The 16,113-nt window shown below is 40.4% G+C and carries 16 protein-coding genes and 2 rRNA genes; 6 read left to right on the top strand and 12 right to left on the bottom strand.

What is annotated here, in order from left to right; all coding sequences use genetic code 11:
• Window positions 1–2: 2 nt before the first annotated feature.
• Together CCS02_RS19775 and CCS02_RS19770 are read left to right on the top strand one after the other, a co-directional pair.
• Window positions 3–1,214: a response regulator gene (locus CCS02_RS19775; protein ID WP_100637492.1), complete on the top strand. Its 1,212-nt coding sequence runs from the start codon at window positions 3–5 to the stop codon at window positions 1,212–1,214.
• 2 nt (window positions 1,215–1,216) lie between these two features.
• Entirely contained in the window at window positions 1,217–1,900 is a 684-nt protein-coding gene (locus CCS02_RS19770; protein ID WP_100185897.1) for a sensor histidine kinase, read from the top strand.
• A 16-nt stretch (window positions 1,901–1,916) separates the two neighbouring features.
• On the opposite strand, the gene CCS02_RS19765 is transcribed toward CCS02_RS19770, so the two are convergent.
• The 10 genes from CCS02_RS19765 to dsbD form a co-directional block, all read right to left on the bottom strand.
• Window positions 1,917–2,540 carry a GntR family transcriptional regulator gene (locus CCS02_RS19765; RefSeq protein WP_100637491.1) on the bottom strand — a complete coding sequence of 208 codons (624 nt, stop codon included), beginning with the start codon at window positions 2,538–2,540 and terminating at the stop codon, window positions 1,917–1,919.
• A 12-nt stretch (window positions 2,541–2,552) separates the two neighbouring features.
• Complete coding sequence (locus tag CCS02_RS19760; RefSeq protein WP_100637490.1) at window positions 2,553–3,725, bottom strand: benzoate/H(+) symporter BenE family transporter; 1,173 nt, start codon at window positions 3,723–3,725, stop codon at window positions 2,553–2,555.
• Between the two features lie 73 nt (window positions 3,726–3,798).
• Complete coding sequence (locus tag CCS02_RS19755) at window positions 3,799–4,512, bottom strand: ZIP family metal transporter (RefSeq protein ID WP_100185900.1); 714 nt, start codon at window positions 4,510–4,512, stop codon at window positions 3,799–3,801.
• 122 nt (window positions 4,513–4,634) lie between these two features.
• Window positions 4,635–5,408 (bottom strand): ectoine/hydroxyectoine ABC transporter ATP-binding protein EhuA, encoded by a 774-nt coding sequence (ehuA, locus tag CCS02_RS19750; protein ID WP_100185901.1) that lies wholly within the window; start codon window positions 5,406–5,408, stop codon window positions 4,635–4,637.
• The gene (ehuD, locus tag CCS02_RS19745) at window positions 5,405–6,082 is read right to left on the bottom strand and encodes an ectoine/hydroxyectoine ABC transporter permease subunit EhuD (protein ID WP_100637489.1); all 678 of its coding nucleotides are present in this window, start codon (window positions 6,080–6,082) and stop codon (window positions 5,405–5,407) included. The genes ehuA and ehuD overlap by 4 nt, the downstream gene beginning before the upstream one ends.
• Window positions 6,079–6,741: an ectoine/hydroxyectoine ABC transporter permease subunit EhuC gene (gene ehuC, locus CCS02_RS19740; protein ID WP_072841760.1), complete on the bottom strand. Its 663-nt coding sequence runs from the start codon at window positions 6,739–6,741 to the stop codon at window positions 6,079–6,081. The genes ehuD and ehuC overlap by 4 nt, the downstream gene beginning before the upstream one ends.
• An 18-nt stretch (window positions 6,742–6,759) precedes the next feature.
• Entirely contained in the window at window positions 6,760–7,608 is an 849-nt protein-coding gene (gene ehuB, locus CCS02_RS19735) for an ectoine/hydroxyectoine ABC transporter substrate-binding protein EhuB (protein WP_072841761.1), read from the bottom strand.
• Between the two features lie 303 nt (window positions 7,609–7,911).
• Complete coding sequence (locus tag CCS02_RS19730; RefSeq protein WP_198515425.1) at window positions 7,912–9,228, bottom strand: ATP-binding protein; 1,317 nt, start codon at window positions 9,226–9,228, stop codon at window positions 7,912–7,914.
• Between the two features lie 61 nt (window positions 9,229–9,289).
• On the bottom strand, window positions 9,290–9,955 hold the full coding sequence (locus tag CCS02_RS19725) for a response regulator (RefSeq protein WP_048814316.1): 666 nt from the start codon (window positions 9,953–9,955) through the stop codon (window positions 9,290–9,292).
• Between the two features lie 14 nt (window positions 9,956–9,969).
• A complete protein-coding gene (gene dsbD / locus CCS02_RS19720; protein WP_100637487.1) occupies window positions 9,970–11,799 on the bottom strand; it encodes a protein-disulfide reductase DsbD in 1,830 nt (609 codons plus the stop codon).
• A gap of 142 nt (window positions 11,800–11,941) precedes the next feature.
• On the opposite strand from dsbD, the gene CCS02_RS19715 reads away from it, so the two are divergent.
• From CCS02_RS19715 to CCS02_RS19700, 4 genes are read left to right on the top strand one after another with little or no spacing between them, the layout of a single operon-like run.
• Window positions 11,942–12,490, top strand: a complete 549-nt coding sequence (locus CCS02_RS19715) for a TlpA disulfide reductase family protein (RefSeq protein ID WP_100637486.1) — start codon at window positions 11,942–11,944, stop codon at window positions 12,488–12,490.
• A 3-nt stretch (window positions 12,491–12,493) separates the two neighbouring features.
• Window positions 12,494–12,718 (top strand): DUF4266 domain-containing protein, encoded by a 225-nt coding sequence (locus CCS02_RS19710; RefSeq protein WP_072841769.1) that lies wholly within the window; start codon window positions 12,494–12,496, stop codon window positions 12,716–12,718.
• Entirely contained in the window at window positions 12,705–14,012 is a 1,308-nt protein-coding gene (locus CCS02_RS19705; protein ID WP_232728924.1) for a DUF3570 domain-containing protein, read from the top strand. The genes CCS02_RS19710 and CCS02_RS19705 overlap by 14 nt, the downstream gene beginning before the upstream one ends.
• Window positions 14,013–14,065: 53 nt before the next feature.
• A complete protein-coding gene (locus CCS02_RS19700) occupies window positions 14,066–15,028 on the top strand; it encodes an FAD:protein FMN transferase (RefSeq protein WP_100637484.1) in 963 nt (320 codons plus the stop codon).
• A 496-nt stretch (window positions 15,029–15,524) separates the two neighbouring features.
• Here CCS02_RS19700 and rrf (CCS02_RS19695) read toward each other — a convergent pair.
• Together rrf (CCS02_RS19695) and rrf (CCS02_RS19690) are read right to left on the bottom strand one after the other, a co-directional pair.
• A 5S ribosomal RNA gene (gene rrf / locus CCS02_RS19695) occupies window positions 15,525–15,639 on the bottom strand.
• 167 nt (window positions 15,640–15,806) lie between these two features.
• A 5S ribosomal RNA gene (rrf, locus tag CCS02_RS19690) occupies window positions 15,807–15,921 on the bottom strand.
• Window positions 15,922–16,113: the final 192 nt, after the last annotated feature.

Below are 16,113 nucleotides of genomic sequence, written 5' to 3'. Positions count from 1 at the left end.
TTATGGCACAACAAGACTTTTCAAAGAAAAAAGCGCTTCTCATAGAGGATATGGCCGAAGCAAGAATTATGCAGCGAAAAATGCTGACTGATTTTGGTTTTACGTCTATCGACATTGCTATGAAAGCTGAAACTGCCATTGAACTCCTAAGAAACAAATCCTTTGATGTCATTTTGTCCGATTACAACCTCGGAAATGGCAAGGATGGACAGCAATTATTAGAAGAAGTAAGACATTCTAAACTCATTCCAAATACCGCTACTTATTTGATGGTAACAGCGGAAACATCCATTGAAATGGTAATGGGTGCTATTGAATATCAACCAGATGGCTACATTACAAAGCCCTTTTCTCAGGCTGTTTTGCAAAGACGGCTCAGCAAACTATTAGAAACAAAAGAAAGGCTATATAAGGTAAACGTCGCGCTTGACGCAAACAATTTTGAAGAAGCCATTACTGCAGCTAAACAAGTGATGACAAAATACCCGTCTCTAATAGGTAAATGTGAAAGAATAATAGGCGAGAGCCTATTAGAAATTAAAGAATACAAAAAAGCGCTATCACTATTCAATAAAACCCTAAAAAGCAGAAAAATGCCTTGGGCATTATTTGGCAAAGCAAAGTCCTATTTTTTGATGGGAGAGCTAGACAAAGCAGAACAAAACTTTAGACAACTGATGCTTGATAATCGCTTTTTTGTTAGTGCCTACGATTGGCTTGCTAAAATCCAAGTCATTCAAGGAAAGCATGAAGAAGCACAAGCGACATTAATTGAAGCTATCGGTCGATCTCCTAAGAATATCTTGCGTCAAATGGAGCTAGGAAATATAAGCCTATCTCTAAGCGACAGTACGACTGCAGAAATGTCATTTAGAAGAGCTGTATTTTTAGCTAAATACTCCTGCTACAACACAGCTGATGTTTATTTAAAACATTTAGAGTCTCTTGCTAGAATATCGGACAGTGGCCCTCTGTTACCGCGTCAAAAAGATAACTTCAATAGCACGCTTAAAAAAGTACACGAATCTTTTTTTGATGACCCAAACAATAGAGCAAAAGCCTATAGCTACGAAATAGACATTTATTTAGCAGATAATGATATATCAACTGCCAAACAAATTTTTGAAGCTTGGCTTAGTGAAGTAAAATCCGGAAGCGCAATTGCTCCAACCCAACAGCAAAGTTCCGCCTACGCAAAATCTTTTGGAAGCTAGAGATGAAAAAAATCGATATCAGCACTATCTTAGCCAGTGCGATTCATGAAAGTAAAAATCAGGTAGGAACTTTACTATACCAATTGCAAAGCCTTAAAGACGCAATGGGGAGCAAGGATTCGAATCAAAAAAAAATTATCCTAATTGAAGAGTCCCTTAAAAAACTTAATGATGAATGGGTTGAGTATTTATACTTGTATAGACTAGCATCTGACGGCTATGACCTACATGTAGATACTTTTTTACTTGATGAGTTTTTGGATGACCAAGTTTTTGCTCTACAGCCTTCCGCCATTGCAAAAAGTTTAGAGCTAGAGTACAGCTGCGATGCAAATCTAACTAGTATTTTTGACGAACGTCTAATGACTGCAGTGGTCAGTACTGCAGTTTACAACGCCCTGCGGTTTGCAAAATCAAAAATTCTAATTAGTGCAAAAAAGGAAAATGATTTTCTCATCATAGCAATTGAAGATGATGGTGAAGGCTTCAAACAGACTGATACTGATGAACAGCCTGAAGAGTTTCTTGAAGGTAATACTGGCTTAGGCTTATATTTCGCCGAATTATCAGCCACAGCTCATGTTGTGAATGATGTTCGAGGCTTCATAAAAAAAGAATCATCTCTAAACCTAGGTGGTGCTAGTTTAACTGTGTATTTACCTCAGCCTGCTGATGAAGAGTTTTAACACCCTATTGACCCAGTCATGTGTTAAGTTTTTTCAGAAACTCAGTTAACAAGATTCCTGCATTTTCTATGTGCTGCCTCAGAAAAATGAGCGCAGCATTTTTATTATTTGATTCAATAAGTAAAAGTAGCTCTTCATGCTGATTCTGACTTCTTACCTTATATCCCAATGGACCGTACTGAAAGCCAAGATAACGCACAGCTTGTTTATTAAGGCCTTCAACCACGCGCTGTAATGTCGGTCGCTCAGCAGCTCTATACAGAGTGTGGTGGAATAACCAATTAAGCTCTCCTTTATAGACCAGAGTTAAATTTTCTTTATTTAATTTCGTTAAGAAATGCCTCGCCTTTATTAGGTCTTCCTCACTGATATAATCAAATGCCATACTAAACAACAAACATTCCAGTTCAGCTCGCATCAAATAAAGATCTTCCGCTTCCGTCCAATTCAAATCAGGAATCATCACACCTGCTTTCCCATTTGGAACAAGCCAACCTTCGGACTTTAATGATAGCAACGCATCCCTAATAGGAATTCTACTGACACCATATCGAGTTGAAAGGATCGCTTGCCGAAGAGGGACACCCCTCGGCAGCTGATTTTTCAAGATATCTTCTTTGATACTTTGACTAACATCCATTAAAAGAACCTTTTATTTGAGCCTAATATTAGATATCAGCAAACAAATCACACCGAATAAAATCCCCCAAAAAGCCGATGCGATACCACCAAACGAAACACCTGAAACAGTGACTAAAAAGGTAACTAACGCCGCTTCTCGATTAGAGTCATCTGCCATCGCATTTTTCAAATTCATACCGATGGTTCCTAACAAGGCTATACCCGCTAAAGCAGCAATCATGGTTGTAGGAAAAATCGAAAACAGGGCAACTACTGAGGTACCCGCTAAACCAGCAAGCCCATAAAACACACCAGCAGATAGGCCCGCAATATAACGTCGCTTAGGATCTTTGTGACATTCATCGCCTGAGCAAATTGCGGCAGTAATCGCTGCCAAGTTGAAAGCGAAACCGCCTAATGGCGCCATAAGAATAGAGGTAAACCCTGTCCAGCTGATTAATGGAGATACTGGTGTTTGGTAACCACTGCTGCGCATCACGGCAACACCTGGAATATTCTGAGATGTCATAGTTACTATGTATAAAGGAATGCCAATACCGATTAGTGCGCCGATATTCCATTCAGGCCAAACCCATACCAGAGAGCCAAGAGCAAAAGGGATAGTAGACATAAGCTGCCCATCAGATCTTGCAAGCACAAACGCAACACCTGAGACCAATACAAACAACACAGAATAGCGAGGTACAAGACGTTTACTCACCAAATAAGTAATCAGCATAATCCCTACGAGGAAAACATCACTCATCATGGAGTCAAATATAGAAAGGCCAAACTTGAAAAGTACACCAGCTAACATGGCACAAGCTAAAGGCAACGGAACCAAACGCATGACCTTATCGAATAAGCCAGATATGCCCGTTACAAGAGTTAATATGCCTGCAAAAACGAACACACCAATCGCTTCGGCATAACTTATTGTTCCTAAGCTGGTTGCTAACAATGCCGCACCAGGCGTTGACCATGCCGTAATAACAGGAGATCGATACCATAAAGAAAGGAAAAAGCAGGTAGCTCCCATACCAAATCCCAGTGCCATAATCCAAGACACAATGGTATTAGAGTCCGCACCAGCGGCTTGAGCCGCCTGAAAGACAATTGCAACGGAGCTCGCAAAACCAATTAGCACTGCCACAAAACCTGCGACAAGTGCACTCAAACTAACATCATTTAATATTCTGAGCACAACCCTACTACCTGTATGGCTTAAAAAGAGTACTCACTATATTTCATAAAAACTATTTTTGTATACATTTTTATTAATGAACCAACATATAGCCAATCAGACCAAGTGCAAACCCCATGACTGCTCCCATCGGCGGCAGCCAGTGTTTATCCAAGGCAACCTGAGGAGCAATATCTTGAAACACGGCATATAAGATACCACCTGACGCAAACAGCATTATCCCTGATACCACGGCAGGCCATTCTGCGAGCCAAATATGAGCTATAGCACCCGCTACTGGACCTGATAATGCCAGTAAAGCAAAGCACGAAATAATTGTGAATGCACTGTAATGGGATGACGATTTCAGCTCTCGAAAAGCATTAAAGCCTTCAGGAAGGTTTTGCATGGCAATAAGTGCTGCAAGCAATACACCATTAATAGTACCTAAAGCGAATGCAGCGCCCAAGGCTAAAGATTCAGGAATAAAATCGGCCAACATTGCCACCAGTTGACTCATTGAAGTTTCTTGTTTGGATAACCAAATATCAAGCAACATAAAGCCCACGCCACCTAATAGAAACAACAACGCAGCAGACCATGGCACAAAATGCTGAACACCTTCAGGCACTAAAACTAAGGCAATAGCGGATAATAAAGCACCACCACCAAATGCAGTAATGCCATGCATGAGCTCAGTTTCCAACCATTCTGGTTTTATACGTTCAAAATTGGCAATTAAGGCGCCCAATGGCATTGCTAAGCCAGCAGCTAAAGTTAAAAAAATTACGCTATACAAAGGCGCCATTTGCACAATACTCCATAAAATATATTGTCATTATCCTTGTAGACTAGGTAACTTGTCACGACTAAAAAATAAGGCGCCGTATGGCGCCTTATAAATATTAACTAGTTAAGCAGTTATAAAAATCACTGACCAATATAAGCGTTTAGGAAAGCCTTTGTGCGCTCTTCCTTTGGCTGAGTAAAAATAGCCTCTGGCTCACCCTCTTCCACTATGGCGCCTTTATCAAAAAAGCACACTCGATCACTAATCTCACGAGCAAAATACATTTCATGAGTCACCAGCAACATAGTAAAACTTTCTTCTTTTACTAGATTACGAATAACGTCCAATACTTCATCAACTAATTCTGGATCCAAAGCCGAAGTAATCTCATCCAGCAATAAAATAGATGGTTTCATCGCAAGCGCTCGCGCAATACCCACTCGCTGTTTCTGACCACCAGATAAATCATTTGGGTAACTATCCGCTTTATCGGCCAAACCAACTAATTGCAGCAATTTTTCTGCGAACTCCTCAGCTTCGGCTCTTGAAACACCTTTTACGCGCATTGGCGCTTCTGTAATGTTGCGCTTCACGGTCATATGAGGAAACAAATTAAAATGCTGAAAAACCATACCAAGATGATTTCGCATCTTATGCAAGTGCTTGCTGTTCGCAGGAACATATTGTCCCTGCCAAGGCATATGCCAAAGCGATTCACCTGCAACATTTATATAACCACCATCGATGCCTTCTAATGTCATTAAGATACGTAACAAGGTACTTTTACCTGAGCCACTTGGTCCGATGATTGAAACTATCTCGTTTTCTTCTACTTTAAAGTTAAAATCACTAAAAATGACAGTTTCACCAAAGCACTTTTTCACATTTTTGAATTCAATAATGGGTGCACTCATTTCAAACTAAATCCTTCTTTTGGAAAGCGTCTTTCAACCTGATGAATACCGTAGGCAGCTAAAAGACTAAACACGAGATACAAAATCCCAACTAAGGTAAAGGGTTCTAGATAACGGAAGTTTTCAGAGCCAATAATCTTCGCCATTTGCAATATTTCCAATAACGTAATCGCAGAAAGCTGAGGTGTTTCCTTAAACATGGCAATGATGTAATTACCGGTCGCAGGAATCATTGGACGAATGGCCTGAGGAAGCACGATGTCTTTGTAAGTATCAATTATTGTTAAATTCAGTGCTCTTGCTGCTTCCCATTGGCCTTTCTCAATGCCATCGATACCACTACGGAATACTTCTGATAAATACGCGCCATAGTGAAGTCCTAAGGCAAATACCCCCGTAGCGAGTGGCGACATACTGATCCCAAATTCTGGCATCACGTAATATAGAAAGAAGATCTGTACCAGCAAAGGCGTGCTACGAATAAACTCAACAATCCAATATGTAGATATGCGCAGCGTTCGACTTTTACTGCGACGCAGCAAGGCAAATACCAGCCCCATCACAATGGCAAAAATACTACCTAGTAAGGTCGCCAGTAAGGTCACTTTTGCTGCGGACAAAATCATGGGAAGCACTTCCCATGTAAACGCCCAGTCCCAATGAAATCCATTCATGAATGAAGCCCTCCACGACCTAAACCTTTACTAAGGTGTGTTTCTAAACGTCTAATAAAAAAGACTAAGAATTGAGCCATAACAAAATAAAATAACAACACAACGCCAAAGATCTCACCAACCTGTAAGGTGGTATCGGCTAGCATTTTGGCTTTAAAGGTCAAATCACCTATCGTTATCAAAGAAACCAATGACGTTGCTTTGACTAACTCAATGGCCAAATTACCAAAAGGTGGGATCATATTAACTAATGCTTGCGGCATGATAATTCGCCACAATCGTTGTGAAGAAGTGAAGTTCAATGCAATTGACGCTTCGTATTGTCCTTTCGGTACCGATTGAATAGCACCACGTACCACTTCCGTTCCATACGAACCGATATTTAGTCCCAAAGCAACAACTGCCGCCGTCATGGCATCAATGGTAATTCCGAAAAATGGCAGTACGAAATAGATCCAATACAACTGTATAAGTGCTGACGTTCCTCGAAAGAACTCAATATAAACAATTGCAATTTGTTTGAAGGGGGCTGGAGCGTAAAGGCGAATCAATCCAAAGCTGAAGGCCATTAACACGGCGAGAGGCAATGCCATTGCCACAATTTGTATTGTGACAACGGCCCCCTGGAGTAATACGGAGACAATTTCTCCAAATTCCATGAGTCTAATTCCCCAGTGTTATTTACACAGTTTCGCAGCAGTCATGCCACCAGGAGAGGTATGCTTACCAAAACCATAAGGCTCTACCATTGCAATGTGTTCTTTCGTATCGATGAAGCCTTTTAATTCTGTGTTAAAGGCGTCACGCAAAGCCGTATCCGCTGGACGGAAACCGAAGCCACCGTAACCTTTAACTGATTTACCCTTAATCATAAGAGGTGTAAAAGGTTGAGCTAACTCAACACGATCATCTTTCTGAGCCAAAGATGCCATCGTCAAGCTAGTACCAGCTAGAGCATCAATACGACCAGATTTAAGAGCGGCAACACCAGATGGATAATCTGGAAGAGTGACGACTTTACTTAAATCGATACCGTAATCACGAGCATAACCGTATTCTACAGAACCAGACATCACGCCTAACTTAACAGCTTTACTATCAATACTATCGTAACCATTTAACTCTTTCGGATTCCCATTCTGAACCAAAAAGCCCTCACCGATACTGTAGGTAGGATTAGAGAATAGAATTTGTTTACAACGTTTTGGGGTAATGTACATACCAGCTGCAATCACATCAAAACGCCCTGCACGCAAACCAGGAATCAAAGAGCCAAATTCCGTCACGACAACTTTTACATTGTCTACGCCCAAATCGTTCAAAACTTTGACTGCAATACTAGGCGCTTCACCAGCAGGCTCTCCATCTGGTGTGGTATAGCCATACGGTACTTCATTAGCGACACCTATAGTCACTGTGCCCTCATCTTTTATCTTATCTAATGTGGTTGCTGCCACTGATACAGAGAAAAGAGCAATAGTAAAACTCATTAGAGATATAAGATATTTACCTAGTGATTTTTTCATAATAAACCTCATGTTCCTTAGAAAAATGGATAAAAAATAGCAATAAGTCTCTTTACACTAAATAAAACGAACCAAATGATCAAGAACTATTTAGATGTGTAACCATTAGATCACTTATGATAAACATTATATTTAGCTAACTAATCCAAGTCACAAAGGAATGCTTAAGTAAAAAATAAATGCCGAAAAAATGAACATGACTAAAACTTAAAGCCAAAACGTAGGCAAAAAAATACCAGACAATGTCTGGTATTTACTCAAAACGTAATAGCTTATCTAAACGTTCTTTTTAGGAAGAGAAACTTATTTTATCGCTAGAATGGGCAATGCAACCCGCACTGTCAAACCGTGAGGAAGTGAATCCTCAAAGGAAAGCACTCCTTGATATTTATCGACAATATTCTTAACAATAGAAAGTCCAAGGCCTGCCCCTTCGACTTCTCCAGAACGAAAAAATCGCTCGCTGAGTCTTTGCTTTTCTTCTTTGCTAACGCCTCTGCCTGCATCGATTACTTTTAATTCAACTTGATTTGCAAACTGGGACCAAACCACTTGTATAATAGAACCCTGAGGAGAAAACTTAATCGCATTGCTAATTAGATTTTGCAGCAATATCTCAACATGATTAGGTTCGACATAACAACTCCAAGGCAAACTATCATCAACATCCAGGCTAATTTCAACATTTCTCTTCCAAGCTAAAGGAAGAATATCAGCAATCATTGAGCGACTAATTGCCAGCACATCAACGTCTTCTTTAGTGACTTTTTTCTGGTGTTCAAGACGAGCAAGCGCAAGCAACTGAGACACAATTCGAGTTGACCGATCAACCCCTGATGTTAACTGAGTTAAGGATTGATTTCTCTCTTGATCATTTTCAGCGGATGCTGCATTTTCAGCATGAACTCGGAGAATGCTTAAAGGAGTTCTTAATTCATGAGCTGCATCTGCTATCCAACGCTTTTCCCTTTCCATCAATACATCAATTTCAATAAGCAATCCGTTCAAGGCCGTTTTCACGGGCACCAATTCTTCTGGAACATAAGACATTTCAATAGGTTCTAATTTGGTAGGAGTAATCTTTTGAATACGCTGAGCAAGCTGCTGAAGTGGCTCAAGACCAAAACCAACAGCCGCCCAAACGAGAACAGCTAGAATAGGCCAGGCTAATATTTCAGGAAAAAGAGTTTGAAAGACTATTTGATCTGAAATTTCACCTCTTACATCAGCACGCTCCGCAACGATGACTTTAATATTTCCAGCTGTTTGGATTAAGGTAAAAGTTCGCCATTGGTAATGATCAGCTGTTGCATCGCCATAACCAAACGAATCTTCTCTCTGATGAGATAGCGTCATTGAATCAGACGCAATTTTTAATTCATCACCACTCCAAATCTGATAAAAAATTTTACTTTCGTATTTATGTCCAACGGATGCATCAGTATTTGCTGCATCAACTAATAAAGGGAATGAAGGGTTTTTACTCGAACCAAGCTTTTCAATATTCTCGGACAAGGTTAGTAGTAATCTAGCTTGTTGAGCTAAACGAGCATCAAATAACTCTTCGACCTCATGATTAGCAAACAGCAAACCAATTACCATGATAAGGATGCTTGTCATGGTAAAAATACACATGACAAAAAACAGGGTTCTTCGCCTAATTGAGCTTAATAGTTTTTCATTAGCCCACTTCTTGATCGACCACATAGCCAATACCTCGTATGGTGCGAATTAACTCTGGAAACAGTTTTTTTCGCAGATGATGTATATGCACTTCAAGCGCATTACTTTCTACATCATCACCCCACCCATACATCAGTTGCTGTAAAACATCTCGAGTAAAAACATGGCCAGGTTGGCTCACCAGCTCATGCAGCAAAGAGTATTCCCTTCGAGTAAGATTAACGTCTTTGTCTTGATAGGTCACTTTGTGGCTCGCTGGAAATAGCACAAGGCCTTTATAGTGAATCTCACTGATTGCTCGACCGTAACTGCGGCGCAATAAAGCCCGAGCTCTCGCTTTCAATTCGGTTACATCAAAAGGTTTCACCAAATAATCATCGGCACCTAAATCCAAACCAGCAACCCTATCCTCCAATGCATCCCTTGCAGTAAGAATAAGTACCGGCACTGCATTTTCATTGGCTCGTAGTTGCTTAAGCACAGCCAAGCCATCTAACCTTGGTAAACCTAAATCCAATACAACCAAGTCAAACACTTCATTAGCTAATGCTTCCAAAGCATGGATTCCATCATGAAGCAAATCAACTGTGTAACCTTCACGTTTTAAGGCAGTTACAAGACCATCCGCTAACGAAAGATCATCCTCTACAACTAGTATTCGCAAACCTATTCCTTCTTTCATAAGTTCGCCAAGGTTGATTGCAGCATGCTATTAAATTGCGCTAAATCCATTTCACCTTGGCGAACGTTGATCAAATCACCATGAGAAGAAAAGAATAACAGAGTTGGCGGACCAAATACGCCATATTTTGATAAAAATGCTTGTTGAGCGGGCATATTTTCAGTGAGATCAAGCTGCAGAAATGAAATGTTATTTGAATATATTTTTAGATTACTGCTACTAAAGACATTTTTTTCCATTTCCAAGCAAGCTGTACACCAGTCAGCGTACATATCTAAAACCACTGCCTTTCCATTAGCTTTGGCCTGTTGCATCGCATTTTCAACAAGAACAACTTCTTGCATGCGATCAAACAAAGGCTTTACCTCAGCAGAGCTCACGTCATTCGATACTGCAGAAAAATACCCTAACGGTTTGTCTAAACTAGGTTTGCCCGCTAATCCAGAGGTAAATAATGCAGTCCCATAGATCAAGAGAATTATTGAAAAACCTTGTCGAGTCTTTCCCCACCCGTTACCACCCAATTGAAAAGGAGATAGATGCACAGCATAAATAATACAAAGCAATGACCACAAATAAATACTCACAGTGTCAGATACAATACGAGACACCAAAGCAACAGCAACACCCAACAAAATTACTCCGAATGCGGCCTTTACCTGCATCATCCATATGCCCGCTTTTGGAAGATATTTACCTCCACCTAAGCCGACTAACAACAAAGGAACCCCCATCCCTAAACTCATAACAAACAACACACAGCCACCAAGAACAGCATCACCAGTTGTACTGATATAAATTAGGGCACCAGCTAACGGCGCAGAGACGCAAGGCGAAACAATTAGTGCAGAGATAGCTCCCATAATTCCAACACCAAGATATGGTCCACCGACACTTTTCTGGCTTAACCTATCTAACCTGTCACGCAGAAACATAGGCAACTGTAATTCATAGAAGCCAAACATCGCAAAAGACAAAAGAACAAACAGCACGCTAAAACTAATTAATACACCGGGAGCTTGAAACAAAGCTTGAAGATTAAGTTGTGCACCAAAAATACCAACTAAAACTCCCGCCATACTATAAGAAAAAGACATACCCAAGACATACGAAAGTGATAAGAAAAAGCCTTTTTTAGCTGTAATGTTTCCAGCTTGACCAGCAATAATACCAGCTAATATTGGAATCATCGGCAATACACAAGGCGTAAAAGTCAAACCTAAACCTAAAACAAAAAAGGTAATCAACACCCAGAAGCGATCACCATTTAATAACAACTTAGCTAACTGACCTTCTTCACCTTCAATAGATGCTTTAGGAAGAGCTTGCACCGTATCACCGGCGGATTTGGAAGGCTCAGAAACAGATAATTGCTTAGTATCATCGGCTTTATCACTGCCGCCAAAAGCCACAATCTTAGTTTGTGGTGGATAACACAAGCCCGCCGCCGCACAGCCTTGATATGTAACTTTTAGATTACCCAACTTTTGATTATTAGCATCAATAGCAATCGCCATTCTGTTATGAAAGACATTAACCAAACCAAAATTAGGATCATCCTTTTCTTCAGCTTTGGTTAAAAAATGAAAAGGTACCGATGCTGTTTTATCTTCTGCCAACAATACTTTTACGCGCGACTTGTACAAGTAGTAACCATCAGCAATAGTCCAAGTTACCTCTTTCTTAGCGCTATCAATTTCTACTTGAAATGCTTCCGAGGGCTTCAAAAAGTCATCAGCAGCAAGCACTTGCGATACCAACAAAAAAGCAAGCATCGACGCTACCAGCCATTTTATTTGCCTAAAAGGCCTGAAAGAAGTCGTCACTTGATGTTCCTTAATTTACAGAGGTTTACCCACTATAAATAAGAAACCTTAAGTAAAACTTACGCTTCCTGATTTTGAAGCTTAATTTTCCCTTAAGAATGTCATCGTATTATTAAGGCATATTTCTTATTAGGTGGCATACATGATCAAAGTACATCTGGGATTTTCTCTAACAGCGCTATCTAGCCTATTTATTAGCTGCGCATTTTTTTCTTCAGCATTATGGGCAACCAATTTAACACCACAAGCCACAGCAAAAGCAGCACCACACCAAACAGTGATGCTACCTGAATATCAAACAAACCAAAAAAATTCACTAGAGATGGAAAAGGGACAAGTCGTACTCGTGGATTTTTGGGCTTCCTGGTGTGGACCTTGCCGTGAGTCGTTTCCTTGGATGACAAGCATTCAAGCAAAATACAAAGAGCAGGGCCTTAAAGTTATCGCGATAAATTTAGATCAAGAAAATGAACAAGCATTAGACTTCTTAAAAGAATTCAAACCTGGTTTTACTGTGTTATTTGATACTGAAGCGCAATTACCCGAAGACTTTGGTGTTATTGGCATGCCAACGAGTTTTTTAATTGATCGTCAGGGAAAAATAAGAGCAACGCATGTTGGTTTTCATCAGAAAAATATAAATGAATATGAATCTGCTATTGCCAAGCTATTAGCCGAAAAAGGGAAATAACCTATGCAAAAAATAATCAGTGTTATTGGCTTGCTCGCCGTGCCAATAATTCTTTCAGGATGCAGTGATGTAGGGGTTAAACCTTGGGAGCGAGATATTCTCGCCCAGCAGGAAATGAACCTAATTAGTGACCCTATTGAAAACAGTTTAAATGATCACATTTATTTCAGCAAAGAAGCCAGCAGTGGTGGACAAGGATTTGGAGGTGGTGGCTGTGGCTGTAACTAAGAACACTCATAAAAATCGTGACTTGGCCCAATTATTAACGGCTGCAAGCTGCGCACTTATTGGTGGTATCTCTCCAAGTGTTAATGCCGCTGATAGCTGGGATGTAGACTCTGCTTTCTTACTCTACTCAGAAAGCGACGGACGAGTTTCTGCCGCTGAGCCAGTCATTAGTGCTACCAAGAATTATGACGAGGAAACGAAACTCACTTTTAAAATTGCAGCCGACACTTTAACCGGTGCATCTCCAAATGGCGCAACGCCAAGTGACCATGTTCAGACATTTACCAGTCCTTCAGGTAAAGGTTCCTATGACGCCGCAGCTGGTGAACAACCTCTAGACGATACGTTTAAAGATACCCGCATTGCATTATCAACCAACTGGTCTGCACCAATAGACCGTGATTGGGCATATGGTGTTGGTGGTTACCTTTCTAAAGAGCATGATTACCAGTCTCTTGGCGTAAATGGCAGCCTATCACGTTATTTAAACCAAAAGAACACAACCCTTACTTTGGGCTTAAACCTATCTAGTGACACAGTTAATCCAGAAGGTGGCGTGCCCACAGGTTTAGTTCAAGTGCCGCTCAATAACTCTGATAGTGAGTTTACTCAACGCACAGATTCAGATAATAAAAGCCTTGTAGATGCAGTTTTTGGCATCACACAAATCATCAACCGCAAAACCATCATGCAGTTCAACTATTCGTTGAGTACCAGCTCTGGTTACTTAACAGATCCGTATAAGATCATTTCTGTCATAGATGATAATGCCGGCGCTAATTTCGGTGGCAATTTTCAAAGTGGTAGCCGAGACTTATACCTTTATGAAAAGCGTCCTGATTCACGCCTAAAACAGAGCATTTATTGGCAAACAAAATATCAATTTGATAACGACGATATACTCGATATAAGTTATCGTTATATGTTTGATGATTGGGGCATTAACTCACATACTATCAACGCAAAATATCGCATTCGTTTTGATAACCAGTACTTAGAACCACAACTTCGTTGGTACACTCAAAGCAAAGCAGACTTTTATCATCGATATTTAAACTCTAGTGATTATACAAATGCTGATTTTGCCAGTGCTGATTACCGTTTAGGGGATCTAGATACCTATACCCTTGGATTAAAATACGGTTATAAATTTGCTGATGAAACCGAGTTCTACACTCGATTCTCTGTTTATCATCAAGAAAGCTCTGGTGATAAAGGCTATGGAAAGTTGACATCTCAGGAACTTTATCCAAGTTTAGACGCAGCTATGTTGATCGTAGGATATAAGTTTTAGAATCATAAATCCTCTACTCTCAGCAGTAGAGGATTTTCATCTACAGGGACGCCATGAAGTTTATTGAAGCATTAATTATAGATTCATCGTTTAACCCATCGAATCATCCGAATCCTAGCTTGTGGCAAGAAAATAAACACAGCTATAAAATCCAATTCGAATGCATGGCAAGCAACTGTGCAATACTGATTGAATGTGAACAAACACAGCTCGCTAAGAACGCCGCGAAAAAAGCCATTATCGAAGCATGGCGAATTGAACACAAATTTAGCCGTTATCAAGCAAACAATACATTTTCCAAAATACATTCAAAAACAGACATAACTCAAATATTGGACCAAGAAACCGCTCAATTAATGGTTTTCGCTAATCACGCTTACCACGCGTCAGAAGGGCTATTTGACATAACATCCGGTATTCTAAGAAAAGCTTGGAAATTTGATGGTAGCGACAACCTACCTCAACAAAGCGTAATTAATGAACTATTAACCAACGTTGGTTGGGCAAAGTTAGGTTGGAGCCCAAATAACCCAACAGAATTAAAGCTCCCTTCAGGCATGGAGCTAGATTTTGGAGGTATTGGGAAAGAATATGCTGTTGATAAAATGCTTAGTATCTGTCGAATAATTTTATCAAAAACATCCGCAGCCTTTCTAATCAATTGTGGCGGCGATCTTGCCTGCAATGGTAGAAGATTAAACGGCGAAAGCTGGAAGGTAGGTATCGAATCGATTAACGATCAAGAAAAAGCAAAACACATTGTCGCCCTCTCATCAGGAGCCCTTGCCACATCAGGTGATAGCCGACGCTTTCTGCTCAAAGACGGTATTCGCTATTCTCACGTTTTAAACCCGATCACCGGATTGGCTATGATAGACGCACCTAGAAGTGTGACGGTAGCAGCCCCTACCTGTATCAATGCAGGAATTATATCTACACTAGCCCTCTTACAGGGGTCAGATGCAGAAAGCTTTCTAGCATCGTTAGATATGCCCTATTGGCTATCTAATAATTAAATCTTGGTGACTTTTTATCTCCTTGCGGGACTACCGTAGGAGATGGCGGGCGCCTGTAGCATGTAAAGAGTCACCTCTGAGTTCGAGGTTGAGTCTGGTGGTTCAATGCCCCTATGATCATCAAGAAATTTTAGTTTATTTCCATTTTCATTGAGGTTTACTACCCCATTGTTATTTTATGACTTTTCTAAAGACGAAAAAAAGCCCTGACAGCATTAACTATCAGGGCCTTCTTAATTAAATCTTGATAACGACCTACTCTCACATGCTTGTCTGTTATAGAAAGCCCCACACTACCATCGGCGATGGTGATTCCCTATAACGAAAAAACCCTACCCTGCTTAGCAAGATAGGGTTTCTCTAATTAAATCTTGATAACGACCTACTCTCACATGCTTGTCTGTTATAGAAAGCCCCACACTACCATCGGCGATGGTGATTCCCTATAACGAAAAAACCCTACCCTGCTTAGCAAGATAGGGTTTCTCTAATTAAATCTTGATAACGACCTACTCTCACATGGGATCTCCCACACTACCATCGGCGATGGCGCTTTTCACTTCTGAGTTCGGGATGGGATCAGGTGGTTCAACGCCTCTATGATCATCAAGAAAACTGGTTTGTTTTATTAGAAATTGTCTAATAAAACCAAATTTTCAATTGCCTAATAATTAAATCAGGACTTCAATTTATAAGCTTGACGATAAACTAGTATTACATGCTTATCTGTCAAAAATAGACACACACTATCGCGAAAATCTATTCCTAAAATATTAAAGCTTGACGACGACCTACTCTCACATGGGATCTCCCACACTACCATCGGCGATGGCGCTTTTCACTTCTGAGTTCGAAATGGGATCAGGTGGTTCAACGCCTCTATGATCGTCAAGCAATTCGTTTTGCGTTTGTTCTGAGGTGCACTGTGTTGTGCGCTGACGTTTTATCGTTAGTTTGTCTCAAAACACGCGAATACGTGCTTGGATCTTTAACAATTCTTTTTTGAAATAGCGATAACCAAGTATCAAACCGATGTTCATCATTGCTGATGCTTTATCGTAATCTGTGTCGTAGTTTTAAAAACC

The organism is Marinomonas sp. ef1 (assembly GCF_002806845.1).
GTDB classification, from domain to species: domain Bacteria; phylum Pseudomonadota; class Gammaproteobacteria; order Pseudomonadales; family Marinomonadaceae; genus Marinomonas; species Marinomonas polaris.
This window is presented reverse-complemented; position numbering and strand designations above follow the sequence as displayed.

What these genes read in the sequence shown, in the direction of transcription:
- ehuD (WP_100637489.1), bottom strand. Translation starts at nt 6,082, where the DNA reads ATGAATGGATTTCATTGGGACTGGGCGTTTACATGGGAAGTGCTTCCC.
- CCS02_RS19715 (WP_100637486.1), top strand. Translation starts at nt 11,942, where the DNA reads ATGATCAAAGTACATCTGGGATTTTCTCTAACAGCGCTATCTAGCCTA.
- CCS02_RS19770 (WP_100185897.1), top strand. Translation starts at nt 1,217, where the DNA reads ATGAAAAAAATCGATATCAGCACTATCTTAGCCAGTGCGATTCATGAA.
- ehuC (WP_072841760.1), bottom strand. Translation starts at nt 6,741, where the DNA reads ATGGAATTTGGAGAAATTGTCTCCGTATTACTCCAGGGGGCCGTTGTC.
- CCS02_RS19755 (WP_100185900.1), bottom strand. Translation starts at nt 4,512, where the DNA reads ATGGCGCCTTTGTATAGCGTAATTTTTTTAACTTTAGCTGCTGGCTTA.
- ehuB (WP_072841761.1), bottom strand. Translation starts at nt 7,608, where the DNA reads ATGAAAAAATCACTAGGTAAATATCTTATATCTCTAATGAGTTTTACT.
- CCS02_RS19710 (WP_072841769.1), top strand. Translation starts at nt 12,494, where the DNA reads ATGCAAAAAATAATCAGTGTTATTGGCTTGCTCGCCGTGCCAATAATT.
- CCS02_RS19730 (WP_198515425.1), bottom strand. Translation starts at nt 9,228, where the DNA reads ATGACAAGCATCCTTATCATGGTAATTGGTTTGCTGTTTGCTAATCAT.
- CCS02_RS19765 (WP_100637491.1), bottom strand. Translation starts at nt 2,540, where the DNA reads ATGGATGTTAGTCAAAGTATCAAAGAAGATATCTTGAAAAATCAGCTG.
- CCS02_RS19775 (WP_100637492.1), top strand. Translation starts at nt 3, where the DNA reads ATGGCACAACAAGACTTTTCAAAGAAAAAAGCGCTTCTCATAGAGGAT.
- CCS02_RS19700 (WP_100637484.1), top strand. Translation starts at nt 14,066, where the DNA reads ATGAAGTTTATTGAAGCATTAATTATAGATTCATCGTTTAACCCATCG.
- ehuA (WP_100185901.1), bottom strand. Translation starts at nt 5,408, where the DNA reads ATGAGTGCACCCATTATTGAATTCAAAAATGTGAAAAAGTGCTTTGGT.